This is a genomic window from Rahnella sp. ATs2, from assembly GCF_051851855.1.
In the GTDB taxonomy this organism is placed as follows: Bacteria; Pseudomonadota; Gammaproteobacteria; order Enterobacterales; family Enterobacteriaceae; genus Rahnella; species Rahnella variigena.
In genome coordinates, this window is sequence record NZ_JBLYPL010000011.1 from 22,984 (window position 1) to 43,991 (window position 21,008).

General features: G+C 53.8%; 19 protein-coding genes. 15 read left to right on the forward strand and 4 right to left on the reverse strand.

What is annotated here, in order from left to right:
- Positions 1-4: 4 nt before the first annotated feature.
- Entirely contained in the window at positions 5-1,177 is a 1,173-nt protein-coding gene (locus tag ACJY2G_RS13590; RefSeq protein WP_208644628.1) for an ROK family transcriptional regulator, read from the reverse strand.
- A 306-nt stretch (positions 1,178-1,483) separates the two neighbouring features.
- Here ACJY2G_RS13590 and ACJY2G_RS13595 point away from each other — a divergent pair, with 306 nt between their 5' ends.
- From ACJY2G_RS13595 to ydfG, 8 genes are all read left to right on the forward strand, one after another.
- A complete protein-coding gene (locus tag ACJY2G_RS13595) occupies positions 1,484-2,734 on the forward strand; it encodes an extracellular solute-binding protein (protein ID WP_112288572.1) in 1,251 nt (416 codons plus the stop codon).
- A 71-nt stretch (positions 2,735-2,805) separates the two neighbouring features.
- Positions 2,806-3,708 carry a carbohydrate ABC transporter permease gene (locus ACJY2G_RS13600; protein WP_112288573.1) on the forward strand — a complete coding sequence of 301 codons (903 nt, stop codon included), beginning with the start codon at positions 2,806-2,808 and terminating at the stop codon, positions 3,706-3,708.
- Positions 3,705-4,544: a carbohydrate ABC transporter permease gene (locus ACJY2G_RS13605; RefSeq protein ID WP_120162554.1), complete on the forward strand. Its 840-nt coding sequence runs from the start codon at positions 3,705-3,707 to the stop codon at positions 4,542-4,544. Before ACJY2G_RS13600 ends, ACJY2G_RS13605 begins: the two co-directional genes overlap by 4 nt.
- Before the next feature lie 26 nt (positions 4,545-4,570).
- On the forward strand, positions 4,571-5,524 hold the full coding sequence (locus ACJY2G_RS13610; protein WP_439291825.1) for a carbohydrate kinase family protein: 954 nt from the start codon (positions 4,571-4,573) through the stop codon (positions 5,522-5,524).
- Positions 5,525-6,613 carry an ABC transporter ATP-binding protein gene (locus ACJY2G_RS13615; RefSeq protein WP_430320224.1) on the forward strand — a complete coding sequence of 363 codons (1,089 nt, stop codon included), beginning with the start codon at positions 5,525-5,527 and terminating at the stop codon, positions 6,611-6,613. It begins immediately after the preceding gene.
- Positions 6,614-6,724: 111 nt separating this feature from the next.
- Positions 6,725-8,170 (forward strand): MFS transporter, encoded by a 1,446-nt coding sequence (locus tag ACJY2G_RS13620; RefSeq protein ID WP_430320223.1) that lies wholly within the window; start codon positions 6,725-6,727, stop codon positions 8,168-8,170.
- Positions 8,171-8,217: 47 nt separating this feature from the next.
- Positions 8,218-9,273, forward strand: coding sequence for an aldo/keto reductase (locus tag ACJY2G_RS13625; protein ID WP_120162551.1), 1,056 nt, complete (start codon positions 8,218-8,220; stop codon positions 9,271-9,273).
- A gap of 125 nt (positions 9,274-9,398) precedes the next feature.
- Positions 9,399-10,148: a bifunctional NADP-dependent 3-hydroxy acid dehydrogenase/3-hydroxypropionate dehydrogenase YdfG gene (ydfG, locus tag ACJY2G_RS13630; RefSeq protein ID WP_112288578.1), complete on the forward strand. Its 750-nt coding sequence runs from the start codon at positions 9,399-9,401 to the stop codon at positions 10,146-10,148.
- Positions 10,149-10,280: 132 nt separating this feature from the next.
- On the opposite strand, the gene ACJY2G_RS13635 is transcribed toward ydfG, so the two are convergent.
- The gene (locus ACJY2G_RS13635; protein ID WP_112288579.1) at positions 10,281-11,576 is read right to left on the reverse strand and encodes an NCS2 family permease; all 1,296 of its coding nucleotides are present in this window, start codon (positions 11,574-11,576) and stop codon (positions 10,281-10,283) included.
- 310 nt (positions 11,577-11,886) lie between these two features.
- On the opposite strand from ACJY2G_RS13635, the gene ACJY2G_RS13640 reads away from it, so the two are divergent.
- Positions 11,887-12,792 (forward strand): LysR family transcriptional regulator, encoded by a 906-nt coding sequence (locus tag ACJY2G_RS13640; RefSeq protein ID WP_430320222.1) that lies wholly within the window; start codon positions 11,887-11,889, stop codon positions 12,790-12,792.
- Positions 12,793-12,796: 4 nt separating this feature from the next.
- Here ACJY2G_RS13640 and ACJY2G_RS13645 read toward each other — a convergent pair whose 3' ends face one another.
- The gene (locus ACJY2G_RS13645) at positions 12,797-13,123 is read right to left on the reverse strand and encodes a YnfA family protein (RefSeq protein ID WP_430320221.1); all 327 of its coding nucleotides are present in this window, start codon (positions 13,121-13,123) and stop codon (positions 12,797-12,799) included.
- 132 nt (positions 13,124-13,255) lie between these two features.
- On the opposite strand from ACJY2G_RS13645, the gene ACJY2G_RS13650 reads away from it, so the two are divergent.
- The 5 genes from ACJY2G_RS13650 (at position 13,256) to ACJY2G_RS13670 (ending at position 16,794) form a co-directional block, all read left to right on the forward strand.
- Positions 13,256-13,624, forward strand: coding sequence for a DUF1283 family protein (locus tag ACJY2G_RS13650; protein WP_430320220.1), 369 nt, complete (start codon positions 13,256-13,258; stop codon positions 13,622-13,624).
- Positions 13,625-13,759: 135 nt separating this feature from the next.
- Positions 13,760-14,053, forward strand: coding sequence for a DUF1161 domain-containing protein (locus ACJY2G_RS13655; RefSeq protein WP_430320219.1), 294 nt, complete (start codon positions 13,760-13,762; stop codon positions 14,051-14,053).
- Between the two features lie 277 nt (positions 14,054-14,330).
- Complete coding sequence (locus ACJY2G_RS13660; protein WP_430320218.1) at positions 14,331-15,428, forward strand: LLM class flavin-dependent oxidoreductase; 1,098 nt, start codon at positions 14,331-14,333, stop codon at positions 15,426-15,428.
- Positions 15,429-15,437: 9 nt separating this feature from the next.
- Complete coding sequence (locus tag ACJY2G_RS13665; RefSeq protein WP_430320217.1) at positions 15,438-16,376, forward strand: ABC transporter substrate-binding protein; 939 nt, start codon at positions 15,438-15,440, stop codon at positions 16,374-16,376.
- Between the two features lie 190 nt (positions 16,377-16,566).
- Complete coding sequence (locus tag ACJY2G_RS13670) at positions 16,567-16,794, forward strand: hypothetical protein (protein WP_015697366.1); 228 nt, start codon at positions 16,567-16,569, stop codon at positions 16,792-16,794.
- 175 nt (positions 16,795-16,969) lie between these two features.
- Here the strand turns inward: ACJY2G_RS13670 and ACJY2G_RS13675 are convergent, their stop codons facing one another.
- The gene (locus ACJY2G_RS13675) at positions 16,970-18,139 is read right to left on the reverse strand and encodes a serine hydrolase (RefSeq protein ID WP_112288586.1); all 1,170 of its coding nucleotides are present in this window, start codon (positions 18,137-18,139) and stop codon (positions 16,970-16,972) included.
- Between the two features lie 459 nt (positions 18,140-18,598).
- On the opposite strand from ACJY2G_RS13675, the gene ACJY2G_RS13680 reads away from it, so the two are divergent.
- Positions 18,599-20,905 (forward strand): FdhF/YdeP family oxidoreductase, encoded by a 2,307-nt coding sequence (locus ACJY2G_RS13680; protein ID WP_439291826.1) that lies wholly within the window; start codon positions 18,599-18,601, stop codon positions 20,903-20,905.
- Positions 20,906-21,008: the final 103 nt, after the last annotated feature.

Consider the following 21,008-nt stretch of genomic DNA (forward strand, 5'->3'; position numbering starts at 1 on the left):
AACTCTACTTCAGTAACACCTCATATTGCGGATTGAATTCGTCGAAGATCGGCAGTGCCGCCGCACCCAATGCTGCCGTGTCACTGCCGGACATGCCGAGACGGATGCGGGCACTTTGTGCGTAGCGGCTGCGGACCGAACTGTAGAGTGGTGTCAGACGCCGGATCAGCTTCTCCACCAGAGGCTTAGGCATCGTTCCGCCGATAACCACGCTCTGCGCATCGAACACGCATTCCATAATATTGATGGCCTGCAACGCCGGTTCGGCAGCGGTATCCAACCATTGATCAAACAGCTTTTCATCCACTTTAAGCAGGTCTTCCGGCATCGCAGACATCGGATCCAGACCGCAGGCTTCGTACGCGGCCTGCAAAGAAACATAGCGTTCCAGACAACCTTTGTTGCCGCAATAGCATTCCCGACCGCCCGGTTGCACCACAATGTGGCCGACCTCGCCCGCATTGTGTGCATGACCGGTGTAAATCCGCCCGTCGGTGAAGATACCTGCGCCGAGTCCGGTGCCGATATACAGATACACAAACGACGATAATTGCTTAGCCACACCGTGAAAACGCTCACCAATGGCGGCGACGGTGGCATCGTTTTCCAGCGTCACCGGCCAGCCGGTCGCGGCGCTTAAACGGGCTTCAATATCAATGTGATCCCAGCCGTGCAGTGTGGTCGGCCCCTGTGACGAAATCCCTTCCACGCCAAACGGCCCCGGCATCACCACACCCATACCCAGGATTTTTCGCCAGTCAATTTTCACCTGTTGGCGCATTTCTTGCAGAACCTGATCGATAAGAGCCAGCGTGGGCTCTGGCTGAGGTTTCTGTACATGGATCAGTTTGCGAAAGCGGACGGTTCCCGTCAGATCCACCAGCACAATCAGCAGCGACTGATGATCAAGATGGATGCCGATAGAATAGGCGCTGTCAGGATTGAGTGTCAGTGGCGTTGCTGGTTGACCACGCCCTCCCGCACGGCGCGGCAGGTGGGATGACAAAATCCCCGCCTGCTCGAGTTCGGTAGCGATGTTAGAAACGGTTTGCGGAGTCAGTGACGTCAGCCGGGCAATTTCGGCACGGGTGAGTTCACCGTTAAGGCGAATGGCTTCAATCACCACCCGACGATTGTGAGCACGGGCGTGCTCAAGATTGGTGCCAGAAGTTGTTATCACGGCTTGTACCCCACAGGAGACCTGCGGGCAGTATGCTGTCACTGATTACAGCAATCAAATTGATTTTATAAATAACAGAATATGAATATGACGGTGCCATCACAGCTTTGAATGTTATTGCCATGTTAATAATAATCGCCAGTCACTATTCGCTTTCCAATGTTTTTAAGATTCACCTTCAGATCCAGTAGCACAATCCGGCAGGGACGCAGGGACTGGCAGAACTATGCCTTCCCATTTTTTTTAGCCGATTAAAGCAATCAAATTGATTTAATAAACTTAACCCTGTTTCGGAGAATGACGATGAGCCTACGACTTTCCCCTGCGGCCACCCTGTGTGCCCTCTCTGCTCTCACCCTGGGATATTCCGTCAATGCGCTGGCGGACACCACGCTCAGTGCCCTGTTTATGACGCAGGCGGCGTACAGCGAAGCGGATATCCGTGCCATGACCGCAGATTTCACTAAGCAGCATCCGGATATCAAAGTGAATCTCGAATTTGTGCCTTACGAAGCGCTGCATGACAAAATCGTTGCCGCACGCGGTGCCGGAGACAAAGGCTACGACGTGGTGTTATTCGATGCCATCTGGCCTGCTGAATTCAACAAATACGGCCTGTTGCAGGACGTGACGGCGCGTATTCCTGCGGACGAAAGCAACAAGATTTTTGACGGCGCGATTTCTACCGTGACTTACAAAGATAAACGCTGGGGAATGCCGTGGATCCTCGACACCAAATATCTGTATTACAACAAAGCCATGCTGGCTAAAGCCGGGATCACCACCCCGCCTGCCACCTGGGCTGACGTTGAGAAGCAATCTGAGATCCTCAAAGAAAAAGGCATCGTGAAATATCCGCTGGTCTGGAGCTGGTCACAGTCCGAAGCGCTGCTGTGCGACTACACCACGCTGGTTTCCGCGTTTAAGGGCGATTTCTATAAAGACGGCAAACTGAATTTCACCAATTCAGGCGCGATGAAAGCCATCAATTATATGAAAGAGACGCTGGATAAAGGGCTGACCAACCCGAACTCCCGCGAGTATCTGGAAGAAGATGTGCGTAAGTCATTCTCCAACGGCGATGCCGCTTTCGCACTGAACTGGACGTACATGTACAACATGGCCAACGACCCGAAACAGAGCAAAGTCGCGGGTGACGTCGGCGTGATCCCGGCACCGGGTGAAGCCGCAGGTGGCGCTTCAGGCGTTAACGGTTCGATGGGTCTGGGCATCGCCAAAGCCAGCGCGCATCCGGATCAGGCGTGGGAATACATCAGCTATATGACCTCGCAACCGGTACAAAATAAATACGCCAAACTGAGCCTGCCAATCTGGAAATCTTCTTATGAAGATCCGGCGGTACAGAAAGATCAGGAGCAGTTGATCGCCGCGGCGAAAACCTCGCTGAACGTGATGTTATCGCGTCCTGTGACGGCGGATTACTCACGTCTGTCGAACATTTTGCAGCAAAACATTCAGGCGGTATTGCAGGGTAAAACCCCGGCAAAAGACGGTATGGAAGCCGCAACAACTGCCGCTGACCGTTTACGTTGAGTTTTTAAAAGCCAACACAACGCCCTGAAGGTTCCGGCCTGACGGGCGTACCAACACCACGGAAATTCATTATGTTGACTTTACCCCAACGCGAGCGCCGTCAGGCCTGGCTGCTTCTGGCACCCATGCTGCTAATGATGTTTCTGCTGACTGCCTGGCCGCTGGCCCGCACGCTGTGGCTCAGTTTTACCGATGCCGGCCTGATTGGTGACGGTTCTGCGCCCAACTGGGTGGGCAGCGATAATTTTATCTATGCCCTGACGGATCCTGATTTTCGCGCTGCACTCTGGCGCACACTCTATTTCACCGTGGTTTCAGTGATTATTGAAGGCATTATCGGCGTGCTGGTGGCGCTGTTGCTGAACCAGCAATTTTGGGGACGAAGCGCCCTGCGCGTGCTGGTTATTTTGCCATGGGCTCTGCCAACTATCGTCAACGCGACGATGTGGCGGCTGAATTTCAATCCGGATTACGGCAGCATCAACGCCCTGCTTTCCCAGCTCGGGCTGATTGATACTTACCGCAGCTGGCTGGGTGACCCGTCTTCCGCCATTAATGCCGTGATGTTCGCTGATATCTGGAAGAACTATCCGCTGATCACCCTGCTGGTGCTGGCGGCGCTGCAAACCATTCCGGAAGATTTGTTCGAGGCGGCGCGACTTGACGGCGCATCAGCTTTCCGTCGTTTCCGTAAAATCACCTTACCGGCGATTGCCGCCCCGCTGGCCGTGGCGCTTATCCTGCGCACTATCGATGCGTTTAAAATCTTCGACATCATTTATGTCATGACACGAGGCGGCCCGCTCGACAGCACAAAAACCGTCAGTTTCTTTGTCTATCAGGAATCTTTCAGCTATCTGCGTGCAGGCAGCGGCGCGGCTTACGCCATTCTCATGACGCTGATCTGCGCCCTGCTTATTCTGATTTATATGGTGATGTTATTGCGCCAGCGTCGTTCAGGGAGCGCCGAATGAAACAGAAAATCCGGCTCGTTTTACGCTATTTCGCCGCACTGGTGCTGGCGGTGTCGATTATTGCACCGCTGTTATGGATGTTCCTGATGAGCGTCAGCTCGGCGGAAGACCTGACCCGTATTCCGCTTGAATGGCTGCCGCGCCACTGGGATTTCAGTCGTTACGCCAGCCTGCTGACCTTGCAGGCAGGTCAGCCCGGTGCATTGTTCTTGCACGCGCTCGGTAACAGTTTGCTGGTCGCCTGTGGCGCAACGGTGATTTCCCTGCTGCTGGCCATTCCTGCCGCCTACAGTTTTTCCCGTTATCCCGGTCGCGACGGCTGGCTGTTTGGCAGTCTGGCGATTTACATGGTGCCGCCGGTGGCCTTCGTGCTACCGCTGTACTTTATCCTGGAAAAGCTGACTCTGCTGAACACGCATATCGGGCTAATCCTGGTGTATTGCTCAATGATTTTACCGTTCCTGACCTGGATGCTGAAAAACCAGTTTGATGCGTTGCCGGTGGATATCGAACAGGCATCACGCCTCGACGGGCTTCGTTACTGGCAGGTGTTGTTACGCATCACATTACCACTGGCAAAACCGGCGCTGGGTGCTTCGGCGATGTTCGGCTGGTTGCTGGCGTGGGATGAATTTTTCTACGCATTGCTGTTTACCAACAATATCAACGCCCAGACGCTGCCGGTAACCATCGCTGGTTTCACTGCCGGGCGCGCCACCGATGACGGGCTGATTGCCGCCGTCGGCATTCTTGCGGCCATTCCGCCGCTCTTTATTGCACTCTGGCTGCAAAAAACGCTGGTCAGCGGGTTAACCGCCGGCGGCAGTAAGGGCTGATTATGAACATCAGGGAAACCTCATCAATGACTACCCGACCGGACACCCGCGCCACGCTGTACGTGGCGGGCAATATCAACGTGGATTTGATCATGAGCACGCTGCATGAATGGCCGAAAAAAGGCACCGAAGCGATGCTCGAAAGCAGCTCACTGCGCCCAGGCGGTTCTGCGGGAAACTGCGCACTGGCGCTCTCGGCGCTGGGAGCGCCCTTTCGTCTGGTGGCGAATCAGGGCAATGACCAGTTCAGCGACTGGCTGGCGGCTATGTTCCCGGAAAGCGCACCGCTCTGGCCGACCTACGATTGCGAAACCTCGCTGACCTTTGGCGTGACGCATCCGGATCACGAGCGCACGTTTTTCAGCAATCAGGGACATATCGTCCGTTTATCCATGCAGGACGTACTGGCACAAATCCCGCAAACCGCCCGGTCCGGTGACTGGGTATTGCTGTGCGGCACCTGGCTGTGTACCGCGCTTTACGCTGACTATCCGCAACTGCTGGCAGCGCTGAAACAGCGTGGTTATCAGGTGGCTGTCGACAGTGGCTGGCCGCCGGAAGACTGGAGCGACGCGTTACGTGAACAGGCGGCAAACTGGCTGCCATTCTGCGATGCGCTGCTGCTCAATGAAGTCGAAACGCTCGGGCTGGCGGACGCTGAAACGCTGGATCCTGCGGCGCTGGGGTTACTGTCGCAGATGGCTGAGAATGCTTTTTGCGTCGCGAAATGCGGGCCGGAGGGTGCGCGCTTATGGGCGAAAAACCTGACGTTGCATCAGCACGCTGAACCGGTCGATGTGGTCGATACCATCGGTGCCGGAGACAGTTTTAACGCCGGATTTTTATCCGCGCTGATTTATGGCCTGCCGCCTGCCACGGCGCTGAAATGGGGGGTGCGCGTCGCCGGTTGTGCGATCAGCAGTTCCCCGCGCCGTTATCCTGACTGGCAATCGCTTTTTGGCCTTGTGGAGAAAATCTAAATGGCTCTGGTTGAACTGGTAAAAGTCGCCAAACATTATGGCAAAGTGCAGGTCCTCAAACCGCTGGATCTGACCATTCCTGACGGCAGTTTCACCGTACTGGTCGGCCCGTCTGGTTGCGGAAAATCCACGTTGCTGCGCCTGCTGGCAGGGCTGGAATCACTGTCTGACGGCGACATTCTGCTCGATAAACAGCAGATCAATAATTTTGACCCTGCGGATCGTGATATTGCGATGGTGTTCCAGAGTTACGCGCTGTACCCGCATCTGACCGTGGCTGAGAATATGGCGTTTCACATGCAGGTGAAAAAAGTGCCAAAGGCTGAACAGCAAGCCAAAGTACAACAGGCCGCGAAAGTGCTGGGGATTGATCATCTGCTGAAACGTCTGCCAAAAGATTTGTCCGGCGGTCAGCGTCAGCGCGTGGCGATGGGCCGTGCGCTGGTGCGTAATCCGAAAGTGTTTTTGTTCGATGAGCCTCTTTCCAACCTCGATGCCCAGTTACGCATGGAATTGCGGGCAGAAATCAAATCCCTGCATCAGCAGTTCCGTACCACTACGGTGTATGTGACGCACGATCAGATAGAGGCGATGACGCTGGCCGATAATATCGTGGTGATGAAAGACGGTTTTATCGTACAGCAAGGCGACCCGCTGTCGATTTACGACAAACCGGTGAATACCTTTGTGGCACGTTTTATCGGCTCGCCACCAATGAATCTGCTCAATGGCGTATTCCAGAATATCGACGGTCAGCCGGGCGTGACCTGCAATCAGCTGTGGTTCGCACTGCCGCAAAAATGGGCGTTGCAGGCACGGCATTCCGAAGGACAGCCGGTTACCCTCGGCCTGCGACCGCACGATATCAGACCGGTGCAGCACAGCGTACAACCGGCAGCCACGCTGCGCTTGCTTGAAGTCACCGGTGAAAGCAGTCTGCTGCATATCGACTGGAGCGGTTTCCCGCTGCATGTTCAGTTTGCCGGACGCGCCCGCGTCAGCGCCGATCAGCCGTTGTATCTGGAAGCCAACAGCGAAGCGATCCATCTGTTCGATGCGGCGACGGGTGAAAGGCTGGCGGAAGTCTGAGTCTTACTCCTTTGTTCTCCCCCTTATCCGGGGGAGACGCTAAATCATTGACGCTATCCTGCGATGCGCTATGCTCAGACCTTGCCTGATTCATTAGCGCGCTTACCTTCTATGAGCTTCTTCTCAAACAAAAAATTCTCACTTCCGGCAGGTTCTGCGTTGCCACTGCTGGTCGCCGGGGCTTTCTTTATGGAAAACCTCGATGCCACGGTGATCGTCACCGCGCTGCCGCAAATGGCGAAAGATTTCGGCGTGCATCCGGTGGATATGAACATCGGCGTTTCGGCCTATATTCTGACGCTGACCGTTTTTATTCCCGCCAGTGGCTGGATTGCTAACCGTTTCGGCACGCGCAATGTGTTCTCGATGGCGCTTGTTCTGTTTACTCTCGCCTCCGTGCTATGTTCCGCCAGCGTCAGTCTCGGCACCTTTACGGCTGCGCGCATGTTGCAGGGATTCGCTGGTGCGCTGATGGTACCGGTCGGGCGTTTAGTGGTACTGAAAAATACGCAAAAATCGGATTTGATCCGCGCTATCGCCACCATCACCTGGCCGGGGCTGGTGGCGCCAATCCTCGGGCCACCGCTCGGCGGTTTCATTACCACTTACGCTTCCTGGCACTGGATTTTTATCCTCAATGTTCCGCTGGGCGTGGTCGCATTGTTGTTTGCACGCAGGCTTATCCCGCAGATCCCAGGCGAAAAAGGCGTGCCCTTTGATGTTACTGGTTTCGTACTGACCGGCATTGCCTGCCTCGGGCTGATCTTCGGGCTGGATAAATTCAACGAGGGGAATATTGACTGGAAACCGTTCGCCATGATCGGCGCTGCACTGATGACCGGCGCACTGGCAATATGGCATTCAAAACGTGCCGCGTATCCGCTGTTACCGCTGGTGGCGCTGAACATTAAAAGTTACGCCGTCACAATTTATGGTGGATCGCTGTTTCGCGTGGCCATCGGCGCCCTGCCTTTCCTGCTGCCGCTGATGTTCCAGCTGGCCTACGGCATGAGCGCCTTTGATGCGGGTTTGCTGGTACTGTCGGTCTTCGCCGGAAATCTGGCGATGAAGCCTTTTACCTCGGCGATTTTGCATCGTTTCCGCTTTAAGTCGATTATGCTGGTTAACGGCCTGCTGAATTCAGTGACTATTTTTGCCTGTGCGTTGCTCACGCCTCAGGTCCCGACCGCACTGACACTGTTACTGCTGTTCGCCAGTGGCATGACCCGCTCCATGCAGTTCACGGCACTCAATACACTGGCTTTTTCGCAGGTTCCGGCCGGGCAAATGAGCGGCGCGAATACGTTGTTTAATACGGCTCAGCAGCTTTCTACCGGCCTCGGAATTGCCATCGGCGCGCTTTCCCTGCGTATTGCCGGACACTTCTTACCGGCCAGCGAGACATTGCAGATCGACACGTTTCACATTGCCTTTATCATCATTGGTCTGTTTTCGCTGGCGGGCACGCTCGACAGCCTGACACTCGATAAAACCGCAGGCGATGAAATAAGGCGTAAAAAAGAATCTGTACCCCGACAGGCTGTGCCGGAAAAATAAAGGCACAGTCAGACTGAAATCACGTTTCCGAAAAATGGAGAAATACCATGGAATACCGTTTGTTAGGCCATTCTGGTCTGAAAGTTTCAGTTCTCAGCCTGGGCACCATGACGTTTGGTGGTCAGGGCAAATTTGCCAAAACCGGACAAACTGACGTCGGTACCGCCCAGCGCCAGATTGGATTGTGCCTCGATGCCGGCGTTAATCTGTTCGATACCGCGGATGTCTATTCAGGCGGTGAATCAGAGGTGATTTTAGGCAAGGCGCTGGGCAGCAAACGCCACGACGTGCTGGTCGCCAGTAAAGCCCGCTTCCCGATGGGCGAAGGCCCGAACGATCGCGGCTCATCCCGCCACCATATTCTGCGTGCCTGTGAAGCCAGCCTGAAACGTCTTAACACCGATTATCTGGATTTGTATCAGTTGCATGAATGGGATGGCCTGACGCCGCTGGAAGAGACGTTGCGCGCGCTGGACGATCTGGTTTCCAGCGGCAAAGTGCGTTACGTCGGCGTATCGAACTTTTCCGCCTGGCACATTATGAAAACACTGGGCGTAGCGCAGGCGAATCATTATATCCGCCCCGTCAGCCAGCAGATTCATTACACCCTGCAGGCGCGTGAAGCTGAGTATGAACTGCTGCCGGTGGCGCAAGATCAGGGACTTGGCGTACTGGTATGGAGTCCGCTGGCGGGCGGTCTGCTTTCCGGTAAATATCGCCGTAATCAGGCGGCACCTGAAGGCACGCGCCATCTGGCTGACTGGGGCGAACCGCCGGTGCGCGATGAAAGCGCACTGTACGATGTGGTCGATGTGCTGGTGGAAATCGCTGAAGCCCGCGGTGTGTCTGCGGCGCAGATTGCGCTGGCGTGGCTGATTGCCCGTCCGCAAGTCACGTCTGTCATTGTCGGCGCACGTACTGACGCACAGCTGCAGGACAACCTGCTCGCCGCTGACTTAACCCTCAATAACGAAGAAATTGAAAGACTTAATAAAGTCAGCCAGTTGCCTTTGTTGTATCCTTACTGGCATCAGGCGCAAACCGCACCCGACCGCCTTTCTGCGGCGGACTTATCGCTGATCGCGCCGTATCTGAAAAAGTAACCGCAACAAAATGATACGCACTGAGACCGGTTGATGATGCCGGTCTCGTTATTTTTGTGTTAATACTTACAGAGTTTCTTTTGTGCGCCTCAAGCGCACCTTGCTTAAAACAGAGGAATACCGGGATGATTATTTTTGTTACCGGCGCTACCGCCGGATTTGGTGCAGAAATCGCACGTCGATTTGTTAAAGAAGGCCACAAAGTGATTGCAACCGGTCGCCGTAAAGAGCGCCTGGATGATCTGAAAGCCGAGCTGGGAGACGCACTTTACGCAGTAGAACTGGACGTGACTAACCGCGCTTCCATTCAGGACGCTATCGACAGCCTGCCTGCTGACTGGCGTAACATCGACGTGCTGGTCAACAACGCCGGTCTGGCGCTGGGTCTTGAAAAAGCCGATAAAGCGTCGCTGGAAGACTGGGACAAGATGATCGACACCAATACCAAAGGTCTGGTGTACATGACCCGCGCAGTTCTGCCGGGCATGGTAGAGCGTGATATCGGTCATGTGATCAACATCGGTTCTACCGCAGGTAACTGGCCTTATGCTGGCGGTAACGTCTACGGCGCGACCAAAGCGTTTGTCCGTCAGTTCAGCCTGAATCTGCGCTCCGATTTGCATGGCACCCATGTGCGCGTCACCAACATCGAACCGGGCCTGTGCGGCGGAACTGAATTCTCTAACGTGCGTTTCAAAGGCGACGATGAGAAAGTCAGCAAGACCTATGACAACACCAACCCGCTCACCGCTGTAGATATCGCAGAATCGGTATTCTGGGTTTCAACCCTGCCTGCGCACGTCAACATCAACAGCATTGAAATGATGCCAGTCAGCCAGTCTCTGGCAGGCTTGCAGGTACATCGCGAAGCGTGATACTGCTTCCTGATTTACAACAAAAGCAGCTTCGGCTGCTTTTTTATTACCTGTTTTATTTCCTGCATTTTCTCAGGCCAACAAAAAAGGCACGGCAAACGTGCCCGCGCCTTTCTGATAACTGAATGCGTATTACGCGCTCAGCCAGCCCAGTTTAATCACGAACAGAATGGACAGCACAATCAGCGCTGCATTCAGTTCACGCGCACGACCGGTCAGCAGTTTTGCCAGCGTCCAGGTGATGAAACCAAACGCGATGCCGTTAGCAATAGAGTACGTGAATGGCATGGTCAGCGCAGTCACGGTGACCGGTGCAGCAACGGTAATATCTTTCCAGTCGATTTCTGCCAGACCGGAGGTCATCAGAACCGCGATGAACAGCAGCGCCGGTGCGGTTGCGAATGCCGGGACACTGCCCGCCAGCGGAGCGAAGAACAGGCTCAGCAGGAACAGAATTGCGACCACAATCGCTGTCAGACCGGTACGTCCACCGGCACTCACGCCCGCGGCGGATTCGATATAACTGGTGGTTGTCGACGTCCCCAGCAGAGAACCAAACAACGCAGCGGCGCTGTCAGCCACCAGCGCACGGCCCATTTTAGGGATATTGCCGTCTTCATCCGCCAGCCCTGCACGTTTGGTCACGCCAATCAGGGTTCCGGAGTTATCGAACACATCCACGAAGAGGAACGCGAACACCACGCTTATCAGCGAAACGTTGAATGCGCCCTTGATGTCCAGCTGCATGAAGGTTGGCGCAATCGACGGAGGCATAGACATCACGCCACCGAACGGAGAATACCCCAGGGCAATCGCCAGAACAGTCACGGCCAGCACGCCGATCAGCACCGCACCGGTGATTTTACGCGCTTCCAGCACCACAATCAGAATGAAGCCGAGCATCGCGAACAGCGGGCCAGGCTTGGTCAGGTCGCCCAGACCGACCAGCGTTGCCGGGTTAGCAATGACGATACCGGCGTTTTCCAGCGCAATCAGCGCCAGGAATAAGCCGATACCCGCCGCAATCGCCGAACGCAATGGCAACGGAATACTGCGGATAATCCATTCGCGGATTTTAAAAATAGATAACGCGAAGAAAATACAAGCCGAGAGGAAAACTGCACCCAATGCGATCTGCCAGGTGTAACCCATGTGCAACACGACGGTATAGGTAAAGAAGGCGTTCAAGCCCATCCCCGGCGCCAGTGCGATCGGGTAGTTGGCGATAAAGCCCATCAGTGCGGAACCGATTGCGGCAGCAAGACAAGTTGCCACAAATACAGAGCCTTTATCCATCCCCGTCGCGCCCAAAATAGACGGGTTAACAAACAGAATATAGGCCATTGCTAAAAATGTAGTCAGTCCTGCCACAATCTCAGTCCGCACGTTGGTACGGTGAGCTTTTAACTTAAATAGTTTTTCTAACATGAGAAGGTATCTCTTGGTCGCATGATCACGTTGAGTCTGGTTTTCAAACATGCACGCTTGTTATTAGTGTTGTTTTTCAAAACACGATCATGTGCCAGCGGTGCAAATGCCACCGTTCGCCCCGCTTTCCATCACTGATAGCGGCACACGAGCTAAAACGTGTTTTGACGAACCCTGTCATTTGCCCATTTTGACTGTAAAACAACCTGAGGTGATTGTTTTACAAAGGGGCATCGCACAATCTAGGAAAATTGAGTGATGCAGTCCATAATAGATATCTCACTTATTCACTGCATAAATTAGTACACCCATGTCCCCATTCTCCCGTTTTTCGCAATATTTTACTGAAGTCGCCCGAACAGGAAGTTTGCGCAAAGCGGCAGAAGTGCTGCATGTCTCCGCCTCGGCCATAAACCGGCAGATATTGCAGGCCGAACAGACGCTGGAAACCCCATTATTCGAACGCCTGCCCACCGGTCTGAAACTGACCTCTGCGGGCGAAATTTTGTTTGATGACATCCGACGCTGGCGAAAAGAATTTTCCCGCACAAAGGAACGGTTCGATGAGATCCAGGGATTGCGGCGCGGACACGTCACTATTTCGATGATCGCAGCACTCAGCGAAGGCATGGTGGCGGAGCTGATTGCGGAAGTAGGCGCAGAACATCCTTATCTGACATTTGATATTCGTATAGAAGACAGCCGGAATATAAGCGAACAGGTAAGTTCGGCGGAGGTTGATTTCGGATTGTTACTGGATCCGGTGGAGCATACCGGGCTTGAAGTGCGGGCTTTCGCAGAATTACCCATCGGCATTGCCATGCCGGTAGGACACGAACTTTCACATCAGGAATCGCTGTCTTTCAGCGATATCGCCTCCTACCGGCAGATCATTCCCTCGGAACCGCTGATGGTGAATGCCCGCGCCAGATTGCTGTACAACCGCTATCAGCTGCTGGAAACACCATCGATCGTCTGTAATGACGTGCGCATGATGCGCGAACTCATTCGTAAAGGTGCCGGTGTTGGCGTGCTCAGCCTGCTGGATGTTTTGCCTGATTTACAGGAAAAGCGGCTGACGTTTGTGCCGCTGCAGGGACGGACAGCCAAACCGCTGACGCTGGCTCTGTGCGTTGCGCCCCGCCGTCAGCTGTCCCGCGCTGCGCAAATCGTGATTCAGAAAGTCATTGTGCTGATGGAAAGGTTGTCGCAGTAATCGCTTATGACGCTTTCCAGCCTGAAATGATGATCAGCATCCCCGCCAGCGCCACGCACGCGCCCAGCCAGTCGGTGGTGCTGAGTTTTACGCCATCGATAAACCGCAGCCACAACATCGCGGTCATGACATACACACCGCCGTAAGCCCCGTATACCCTGCCGCTCGCCGCCGGATGCAGGGTCAGCAGCCAGACAAACGCCGCCAGACTGAGAGCCGCCGGAAGCAGCAGCAATATACTGCCCCCTTTGCGCAGCCAGAGATAAGGTAAAAAGCAGCCTATGATTTCCGCCAGCGCCGTGGCAAAGAAGAGTAAAGATGTTTTGAGCATAGTTGAGCCAGGTTTACAGTGCGGACTTCAATAAGATATCAACCAGTTTACAGGCAAAGGGTGACGCCATTCAGGTGGGTGTTATAATTCAATGATTCGCCTGAGCGATGTGTAAATTAAAAGGATTAGCTAATGAATACAACGTTTATAACCCGACTGACGCGCGCCATGCTTCCTGTTGCTTTGCTGGCCATGACCGTCGGCTGGCAGGTTCCTGTGCAAGCTGCCACCAACTGTGCGGGGGGAACCTGTGTCTTTGGCGGTACCGGCAATGATGCCATGACCAACGAAGAAGCACGTCAGAGCAAAGAACAGTGGAATGAAACCCAGCGTCTGCGTGCGATGAAAAATCAGCGCAACGAGAAGGATTTCTCCAAATATGACAACGCCATAGATCTGCGCGATAAATGTGAAGCCAGCCAAAACATCAATGCGTACTGGGAACCGAACACTGAACGCTGCCTCGACCGCCGTACAGGCCGTCAGCTGATGGCGCCGTAATAATTTCCTTCCAGATTGTCTCTCACCCGTGGCGGTAAATCTTACCGCCACGGCATATCTGCTAAACTTATTCTTTAGATAATTATTTTCTTCTCATAATAAGTAATTCGCCGGTTCTCATAAAAGGAATGAATGATGAAAAAGACACTCTTAGCTGGTCTCGCTGTCGTGATGTTTGCACCTCTGATGGCACAGGCATCCTGTGAAAGCGTCAAAGCAGACATTACCCAAAAAATTGTGGCAAACGGTTTGCCTGAATCCGGGTTCAAACTGGACATCGTTCCTAACGATCAGGCTGACCAGAGCGGTGGTCAGGTCGTCGGCCATTGCGGTAATGACAGCCAGAAAATTGTTTACACCAAAACTGCGGATGCAGGAGACACCTCTACTGCCAGCCCGAAAACCGGCACCAGCCAGGATTCCCAGTAACATAGCAATCACGGAATCGTTTTGCTCCGCCCCTTCCTCTTTCAGAGGGAGGGTTAATCTCTGATACCCCCCCTTTTAAACCCTTCTCCCGAAAATAATTCACCCGTGCGATCCCGCTGGGCAACTCCGTTTATTTTCTCTCACGCCCTGTAATGCACATTTTTCATATTAGCTTATCAAGATAATGAATTTCTCACATAGTAGGTTGCCGTTTAAGGTGATACCTCCGGCCAGCGCAGACCTTCATTCGCTGGCCTCATCTGAGGAGTGACAGCTTATGAGCGTGCAATTTATTGGTATGATCGGCCATCGTCTGGCTTCTGAAATCATCCCGCCTACAGGCCCGATTTTCGATAAAAAATACATCGCCGATTTCGCCAGAGCCCATGAAGATGCCGGTTTTGACCGCATTCTGGTGGCTTACGCCTCCGATCAGCCTGACGCATTTCTGGTCGCGGCGCACGCCGGTGCCAGCACTTCCCGTATCCATTTTCTGCTGGCACATCGTCCGGGCTTTGTCGCCCCGACACTGGCAGCGCGCAAACTCGCCACGCTGGATCACCTGCTGGAAGGACGCGTCGCCGTACATATCATCAGCGGCGGCAGTGACGCCGAACAGCGTCGTGACGGCGATTTCGAGCCGAAATCTGGCCGCTATCAGCGCACGGACGAATATATCGATGTGCTGAAACAGAGCTGGTATTCGGAAACGGGCTTTGATCATCAGGGTGAGTTTTATCAGGCGGAAAACGCCTTCTCCGCCATTAAGCCATATCAGAAAAAGCTGCCGGTATTTTTCGGCGGATCTTCTGATGACGCCATTCGCGTTGCTGGAAAACAGGCAGATGTGTTCGCGCTTTGGGGTGAGCCGCTGGAAAGTGCTGCGGAAACGGTCGCAGCGGTGAAAGCGTCTGCGGCACAACATCAGCGGGAGATCGACTTCAGTATTTCATTCCGCCCGATCCTCGGTAAAACCGAGGAAGAAGCCTGGGCCAAAGCCGACGAAATCCTCGCGAAAGCCACCGCACAACAGGCTGAAAAAGGTCAGGCGCTGGCGGCTAAACCGCAAAGTGTCGGCGCACAGCGTTTACTGAAGGCAGTAGCACAAGGCGACCGTCTGGATTCCTGCCTGTGGACCGGCATTGCCGGACTGATTGGCGGCGGTTCAAACTCCACCGCGCTGGTCGGCACGCCGGAACAAGTCTCCGATGCCCTGCTGAAATATTACGATCTGGGGATCACCACGTTCCTGATCCGCGGTTTTGATCCGCTCAACGACGCCACCGAGTACGGCAAAAATCTGATCCCGCTGACCAGGCAGAAAATCGCTGCCCGTCAGGCACAAAATAAAACCGCCGCCACCACGCTGGTATAAGGAATCGTGATGCGAGTGAATGTGAAAAATCTTCTGCTGCTGGTTTCGCTGATTGGCAGCGCCTTTGCGGTCAATGCCGAACAAATCACCCTGCGGGTGGCCGACCAGAAAGGCAATATGCGCGCGCAACTGGAGGCGGCCAATAAACTGGATAATCTGCCGTACAAAATTGAGTGGTCAGAATTCCCTGCCGCCGCACCGCTGGCTGAAGCGCTGAATGCGCAGGCGGTGGACGTCGGTATTATCGGTGATGCCCCCCTGTTATTTGCCGAAGCCGCAGGCGCGCAAGTGAAAGCCATTGCCGTGGATAAATCGGATGCTTATGGCACCGCGCTGCTGGTAAAACCGGACAGCCCGATTAAAAGTGCGGCAGATTTAAAAGGTAAAAGTATTGCCACGAACCGCGGTTCCATCGGGCATTTCGTGGCGCTAAAAGCGCTGGCATCTGCCGGACTGACGGCCAAAGACGTGACCTTCCGTTTCCTGCCGCCGAGCGACGCCAAACTGGCGCTGACCCAGGGTTCCGTGGATGTCTGGGCAACGTGGGAACCCTACACCGCTTTCGCCGAAACACAGGATCATCTGCGGGTTCTGGTGAATGGCCGCGATTTGTGGTCGGGCAACAGTTTCCTGGCGGCAACAGATACCGCGCTTAAAGATAAAGCCAAACGTGAGGCGATTGCCGACTACCTGCAACGTCTGAGCGATGCGCAAATCTGGGCATATAAGAATCTGGATGCATATAGCGATAAGCTGGCGAAAATCATCGGCTTCCCGCTGGATGCGGCGAAACTCGGATTTGAGCGACGTAAATCCTACTGGCAACCGATTGATGCCGCGACTGAAACGCAGCAACAGCAAACGGCGGATTTCTATCATGAGCAGGGATTGTTGCCCGTCGCTCTGAATGTCACCGGTACGTTTGATCACTCGTTCCTGCTGAAATAACCACATCAAAACGACGGCACCGGCGATCAGCAGGTGCCGGTTCACCTCGCTATTTCTGCCTCCCGCCATTCATTACGCCAATCATCCGACTTAACGTGCTGATAATGTGAACTATCACCCTGTAACTGAAAGCCGGACGTGGTTAATAGAAGACGTCGCCAGAAATCAGGCTTAGCTAACAGGATGCAGCATGGAAAATTACGCCAATAAAAGCGGTGATTCACAGGTCGTCAGCTTCCAGATTGATGCCAATTCAATCAAAGTCCGTTTCAAGAATAACCACGTTTATCTCTACGACATCCGCCATCCCGGCCCTGAGCATCTTGAGAAGATGAAGGAACTGGCCCGTGCCGGATGGGGCTTAAATACCTACATCGAAAGCGAAGTGAAAACCGATTTCTCCTCCAAAGTTTTCTGAAATTTTGCACACTCACCGGGCGGATGTGAGCCATTCACCCGGTGATTTCAAAATTAATTACACCTTGTTAACAATCATTTGTGACAATTTTCGATTTTCAGGCCGGGAAGTTCGATGTGAATCTCAGGGACAAAAAAGGCGCCGCAGCGGCGCCTTTTACGTTCAGAAAATCGAATCAGATTTTCAGTTTCACGTAATCAATCGCACGGCTGATGATGCCGCCTTCTGCGACATCTTCCAGTGCCACCAGCGGCACGGTTTTGATGACTTTGCCGTTATCCACGATATTAATGTTGCCGAGCTCCTGGCCTTTTTTCAGTGGCGCGTCAATCTGCGGATTGGTCAGCACATACTGCGCTTTCAGTTTATCGGCGTCAGCCTGCGGCACGCTGATAAACACATCGCTGAGGGAACCTACTTTCACCTGAGGAGCGGCACCAAACCAGACGTGCTCATCCGAAACGGTCTGACCCGCTTTGAAAATCTGTTTGCTGGTGTATTCGCGGAAACCCCAGGTCAGCAGTTTACGCGCCTGTTCTTCGCGCCCTTTTGAGCTTTTACCGCCCATGACAACGGCAATCAGACGGCGATCACCCTGCGTCGCAGAGGCGATGATGTTGAAACCGGCGCTTTCGGTGTGACCGGTTTTCAGGCCATCCACCTGCAGGTTTTTATCCCACAGCAGGCCATTACGGTTTTGCTGGGTGATGTTGTCGTACGTCAGCGATTTCTCGGCATACATACGATATTCCTCAGGCTCACCGCCGATAATGGCGCGGGACAGCTTCGCGAGGTCATAAGACGTGGTGTACTGACCCGGTGCATCCAGACCGTGGACGGTTTCGAAATGCGTATTGGTCAGGCCGAGGCTGGTGACGTATTGGTTCATCATGCCAACGAATGAGTCCTGGCTGCCCGCGACATAATCGGCCATCGCCACACAGGCATCGTTGCCGGAAGTGATGATGATGCCGCGGATCAGATCACGCACGCTCACCCGGTCACCCGGTTTGAGGAACATCAGCGAAGAACCTTCCAGGCTCTTGTTACCAGCAACCCAGGCTTCCTGAGGCACGGTGACCACATCGTCCATGGTGATTTTTTTATGATCCAGTGCGCGGTCAATGACATAACCTGTCATCAGTTTGGTCAGGCTTGCCGGATTGCGGCGGTCGTCCGGGTTGCCGGCGGCCAGCACATCACCACTGGCATAATCCATCAGCACAAAAGAAGCTGCATCAATGCTCGGCGGGACAACAGGGAAATCCAGTGGTGCGATAGCTTTCGCACTGCCTGCGGAGAACATCAATACACAAGATAAGACACTAATTACACTACGTTTCACTGAATCTTCCTTAAACGCGCTACAGAGTCGGGGCATAAACTGAGCCGCACTCTATACAAAAAACCTATGGATTCAAAATCTGCGGCATAGGTTGCACTAAAACTACTCGCAGAAAAACCCTTAGTCTTTTGCTAAGCATTTCATAATGAAACGATACTGTTACAACTTGTGTTAATTTCAGCCGAAAACCACATCGCGCGAGGTCATTAGTTTTCATTATCACAACCCGCTGTTTTCAAACTGATTGGCAGTGCGCTCCCGCCCCTGATTTTTAGACGCTATTTGCGTTATTCCCCGATATTTTCCTGCGATAGAGCGCTTCTATCACACCATCATGGCATTCGATTAGACGGCAACGCATACCCCTCCTAAACTTGTGACATAAAATTAACAATCCGGTTAACAATTCATCGTTGCGGTTGTTTTAAATCAGACAAAAATCACCTGCGAAGCATAATTATGAAATTCAAAACTGAGATCAAACCCTACCACGGCGCGGCCGGCGGCTGGGGTGCACTGGAATCAACCACCCGTTTCGTCTTCGACAGTAAAAAAGTTCTGTCTAATCTGCGTAACCTGATGCGTGTTAACAAAGGTCGCGGATTTGACTGTCCGGGCTGTGCCTGGGGCGATGATAACCACAGCACCTTCAGCTTCTGTGAAAACGGCGCGAAAGCCGTCAGCTGGGAAGCCACCCGTAAAGCCGTTGAGCCTGAATTCTTCGCCCAACACAGCGTGAGCAAGCTGCGCGAACAAAGCGATTATTTCCTGGAATACCAGGGACGCCTGACTCACCCGATGCGCTATAACCGCGAAACTGATCATTATGAACCTGTCAGCTGGGACGCCGCATTTGCGCTGATCGCCAGTCATCTGAAAGGTCTGGAAAACCCGGATCAGGCAGATTTTTACACCTCCGGCCGCGCCAGTAACGAAGCCTCGTATCTGTATCAGGTCTTCGGCCGCATGTTCGGTACTAACAACTTCCCTGACTGCTCAAACATGTGTCACGAAGCCAGCGGTGTCGGCCTGAAACAAAGTATCGGCGTCGGTAAAGGCACTATCCGTCTGGATGACTTTGAAAAAGCCGATGCCATTTTCGTCTTTGGCCAGAATCCGGGCACCAACCATCCGCGTATGCTGCACAGCCTGCGTCATGCTTCTGACCGTGGCGCAAAAGTGGTGAGTTTTAACACCTTGCGTGAGCGTGGTCTGGAACGTTTTGCCGATCCGCAAAAACCGCTGGAAGTGGTCACACCTAAAGCCGGTCGCATCAGTGCGGCGTATTATCAGCCGAATCTTGGTGGCGATATGGCCGCCGTGCGCGGTATCGTCAAAGCGCTGTTGCAGACTCACCGTGAGCGTATCGCTTCCGGTCAGCCTTCCCTTTTCGATGAAGATTTTATTGCGGCTAACAGCGTTGGCGTGGATGAGTATCTGGCCGTCGTGGATGCCACCAGCTGGGAAAAAATCACCGAACAGTCCGGTCTGAGCGAACAGGATCTGCGTGAAGCAGCGTCTATTTATATGAACGCCGAACGCGTGATTTGTACCTGGGCGATGGGCATAACGCAGCATAAACACTCCGTTCCGACCGTGCGTGAAATCACTAACCTGCAACTGTTGTTTGGTCAGCTCGGTAAACCGGGCGCCGGTCTGTGTCCGGTTCGCGGCCACAGTAACGTACAGGGCAACCGCACCATGGGCATCGATGAAAAAGCACCAAAAGCGTTGCTCGATGCCATGGAAAGCCACTTTAAATTCACGCCACCACGCGTGCCGGGCCACAACACCGTTGAAGCGCTGGAAGCGATGCTGCGTAAAGAAGCCAAAGTTCTGATCTGCCTCGGCGGTAATCTGGCAGCGGCGGCACCGGACACACCGCGCACCGAACGGGCGCTGAGTAATCTTGAGTTGTCTGTGCAAATCAGCACAAAACTCAATCGCTCGCATCTGACACCGGGCAAAGAAGCACTGATCCTGCCAACACGGGGGCGTACTGAGCTGGATATGCAAGCCACCGGTTCGCAGTTCATCACCGTTGAAGACTCCTTCAGCATGGTACATGCGTCCGAAGGCGTCGGCATTCCGTTATCGAAAGAACAACGTTCCGAAACCGCGATTGTCTGCGGTATCGCCAATGCCGTTCTCGGTGATAAATACCTCGACTGGATGGCGCTGGCTGACGATTACAACCTGATCCGCGACCACATCGAAGCGACCATTCCGGGCTTTAAAGATTTCAATGCACGCTGCGATATCAAAGGCGGCTTCTATCTGGGCAATGCGGCAGCGGAACTGAATTTCAACACGCTCAGCGGCAAGGCGAATTTCAGCGCGGCTCCGTTGCCGGACGTGCTGATCCCGATGGGCGATCAAAATGCGCCGTTCACCCTGCAAACGTTGCGTTCGCACGACCAGTACAACACCACCATTTACGGCCTTGATGACCGTTACCGTGGCGTTTACGGCCAGCGCGAAGTGCTGTTCATCCATCCGCAGGATCTGGCTGATTTAGGCCTGAAAGACGGCGAACTGGTGGAAATAGAAACGCTGTGGAACGACGGTATCGAGCGTAAAGTTACCGGCTTCAAACTGGTCAGTTACGACATTCCGCGCGGTAATCTGGCGGCTTATTATCCGGAAACCAATCCGCTGGTGCCGATGTCCAGTTTTGGCGACCAGACCCACACCCCGACCTCCAAAGCTGTTCCGGTGACTATCCGTCGCTGCGAGCAAAAAGTCGACCTGCAACGTATCGCTTAAGTCAGACTTGCGCACCATCGCGCAAATCTCCCCTTTCGCTTCAGGGTTATGAGGCGAAAGGGGTAGATGCCGCTTGCCCGAAGGGGCCAGATCGCGTAAAACT

What these genes read in the sequence shown, in the direction of transcription:
- ACJY2G_RS13595 (WP_112288572.1), top strand. Translation starts at nt 1,484, where the DNA reads ATGAGCCTACGACTTTCCCCTGCGGCCACCCTGTGTGCCCTCTCTGCT.
- ACJY2G_RS13600 (WP_112288573.1), top strand. Translation starts at nt 2,806, where the DNA reads ATGTTGACTTTACCCCAACGCGAGCGCCGTCAGGCCTGGCTGCTTCTG.
- ACJY2G_RS13605 (WP_120162554.1), top strand. Translation starts at nt 3,705, where the DNA reads ATGAAACAGAAAATCCGGCTCGTTTTACGCTATTTCGCCGCACTGGTG.
- ACJY2G_RS13610 (WP_439291825.1), top strand. Translation starts at nt 4,571, where the DNA reads ATGACTACCCGACCGGACACCCGCGCCACGCTGTACGTGGCGGGCAAT.
- ACJY2G_RS13615 (WP_430320224.1), top strand. Translation starts at nt 5,525, where the DNA reads ATGGCTCTGGTTGAACTGGTAAAAGTCGCCAAACATTATGGCAAAGTG.
- ACJY2G_RS13620 (WP_430320223.1), top strand. Translation starts at nt 6,725, where the DNA reads ATGAGCTTCTTCTCAAACAAAAAATTCTCACTTCCGGCAGGTTCTGCG.
- ACJY2G_RS13625 (WP_120162551.1), top strand. Translation starts at nt 8,218, where the DNA reads ATGGAATACCGTTTGTTAGGCCATTCTGGTCTGAAAGTTTCAGTTCTC.
- ydfG (WP_112288578.1), top strand. Translation starts at nt 9,399, where the DNA reads ATGATTATTTTTGTTACCGGCGCTACCGCCGGATTTGGTGCAGAAATC.
- ACJY2G_RS13635 (WP_112288579.1), bottom strand. Translation starts at nt 11,576, where the DNA reads ATGTTAGAAAAACTATTTAAGTTAAAAGCTCACCGTACCAACGTGCGG.
- ACJY2G_RS13640 (WP_430320222.1), top strand. Translation starts at nt 11,887, where the DNA reads ATGTCCCCATTCTCCCGTTTTTCGCAATATTTTACTGAAGTCGCCCGA.
- ACJY2G_RS13645 (WP_430320221.1), bottom strand. Translation starts at nt 13,123, where the DNA reads ATGCTCAAAACATCTTTACTCTTCTTTGCCACGGCGCTGGCGGAAATC.
- ACJY2G_RS13650 (WP_430320220.1), top strand. Translation starts at nt 13,256, where the DNA reads ATGAATACAACGTTTATAACCCGACTGACGCGCGCCATGCTTCCTGTT.
- ACJY2G_RS13655 (WP_430320219.1), top strand. Translation starts at nt 13,760, where the DNA reads ATGAAAAAGACACTCTTAGCTGGTCTCGCTGTCGTGATGTTTGCACCT.
- ACJY2G_RS13660 (WP_430320218.1), top strand. Translation starts at nt 14,331, where the DNA reads ATGAGCGTGCAATTTATTGGTATGATCGGCCATCGTCTGGCTTCTGAA.
- ACJY2G_RS13665 (WP_430320217.1), top strand. Translation starts at nt 15,438, where the DNA reads ATGCGAGTGAATGTGAAAAATCTTCTGCTGCTGGTTTCGCTGATTGGC.
- ACJY2G_RS13670 (WP_015697366.1), top strand. Translation starts at nt 16,567, where the DNA reads ATGGAAAATTACGCCAATAAAAGCGGTGATTCACAGGTCGTCAGCTTC.
- ACJY2G_RS13680 (WP_439291826.1), top strand. Translation starts at nt 18,599, where the DNA reads ATGAAATTCAAAACTGAGATCAAACCCTACCACGGCGCGGCCGGCGGC.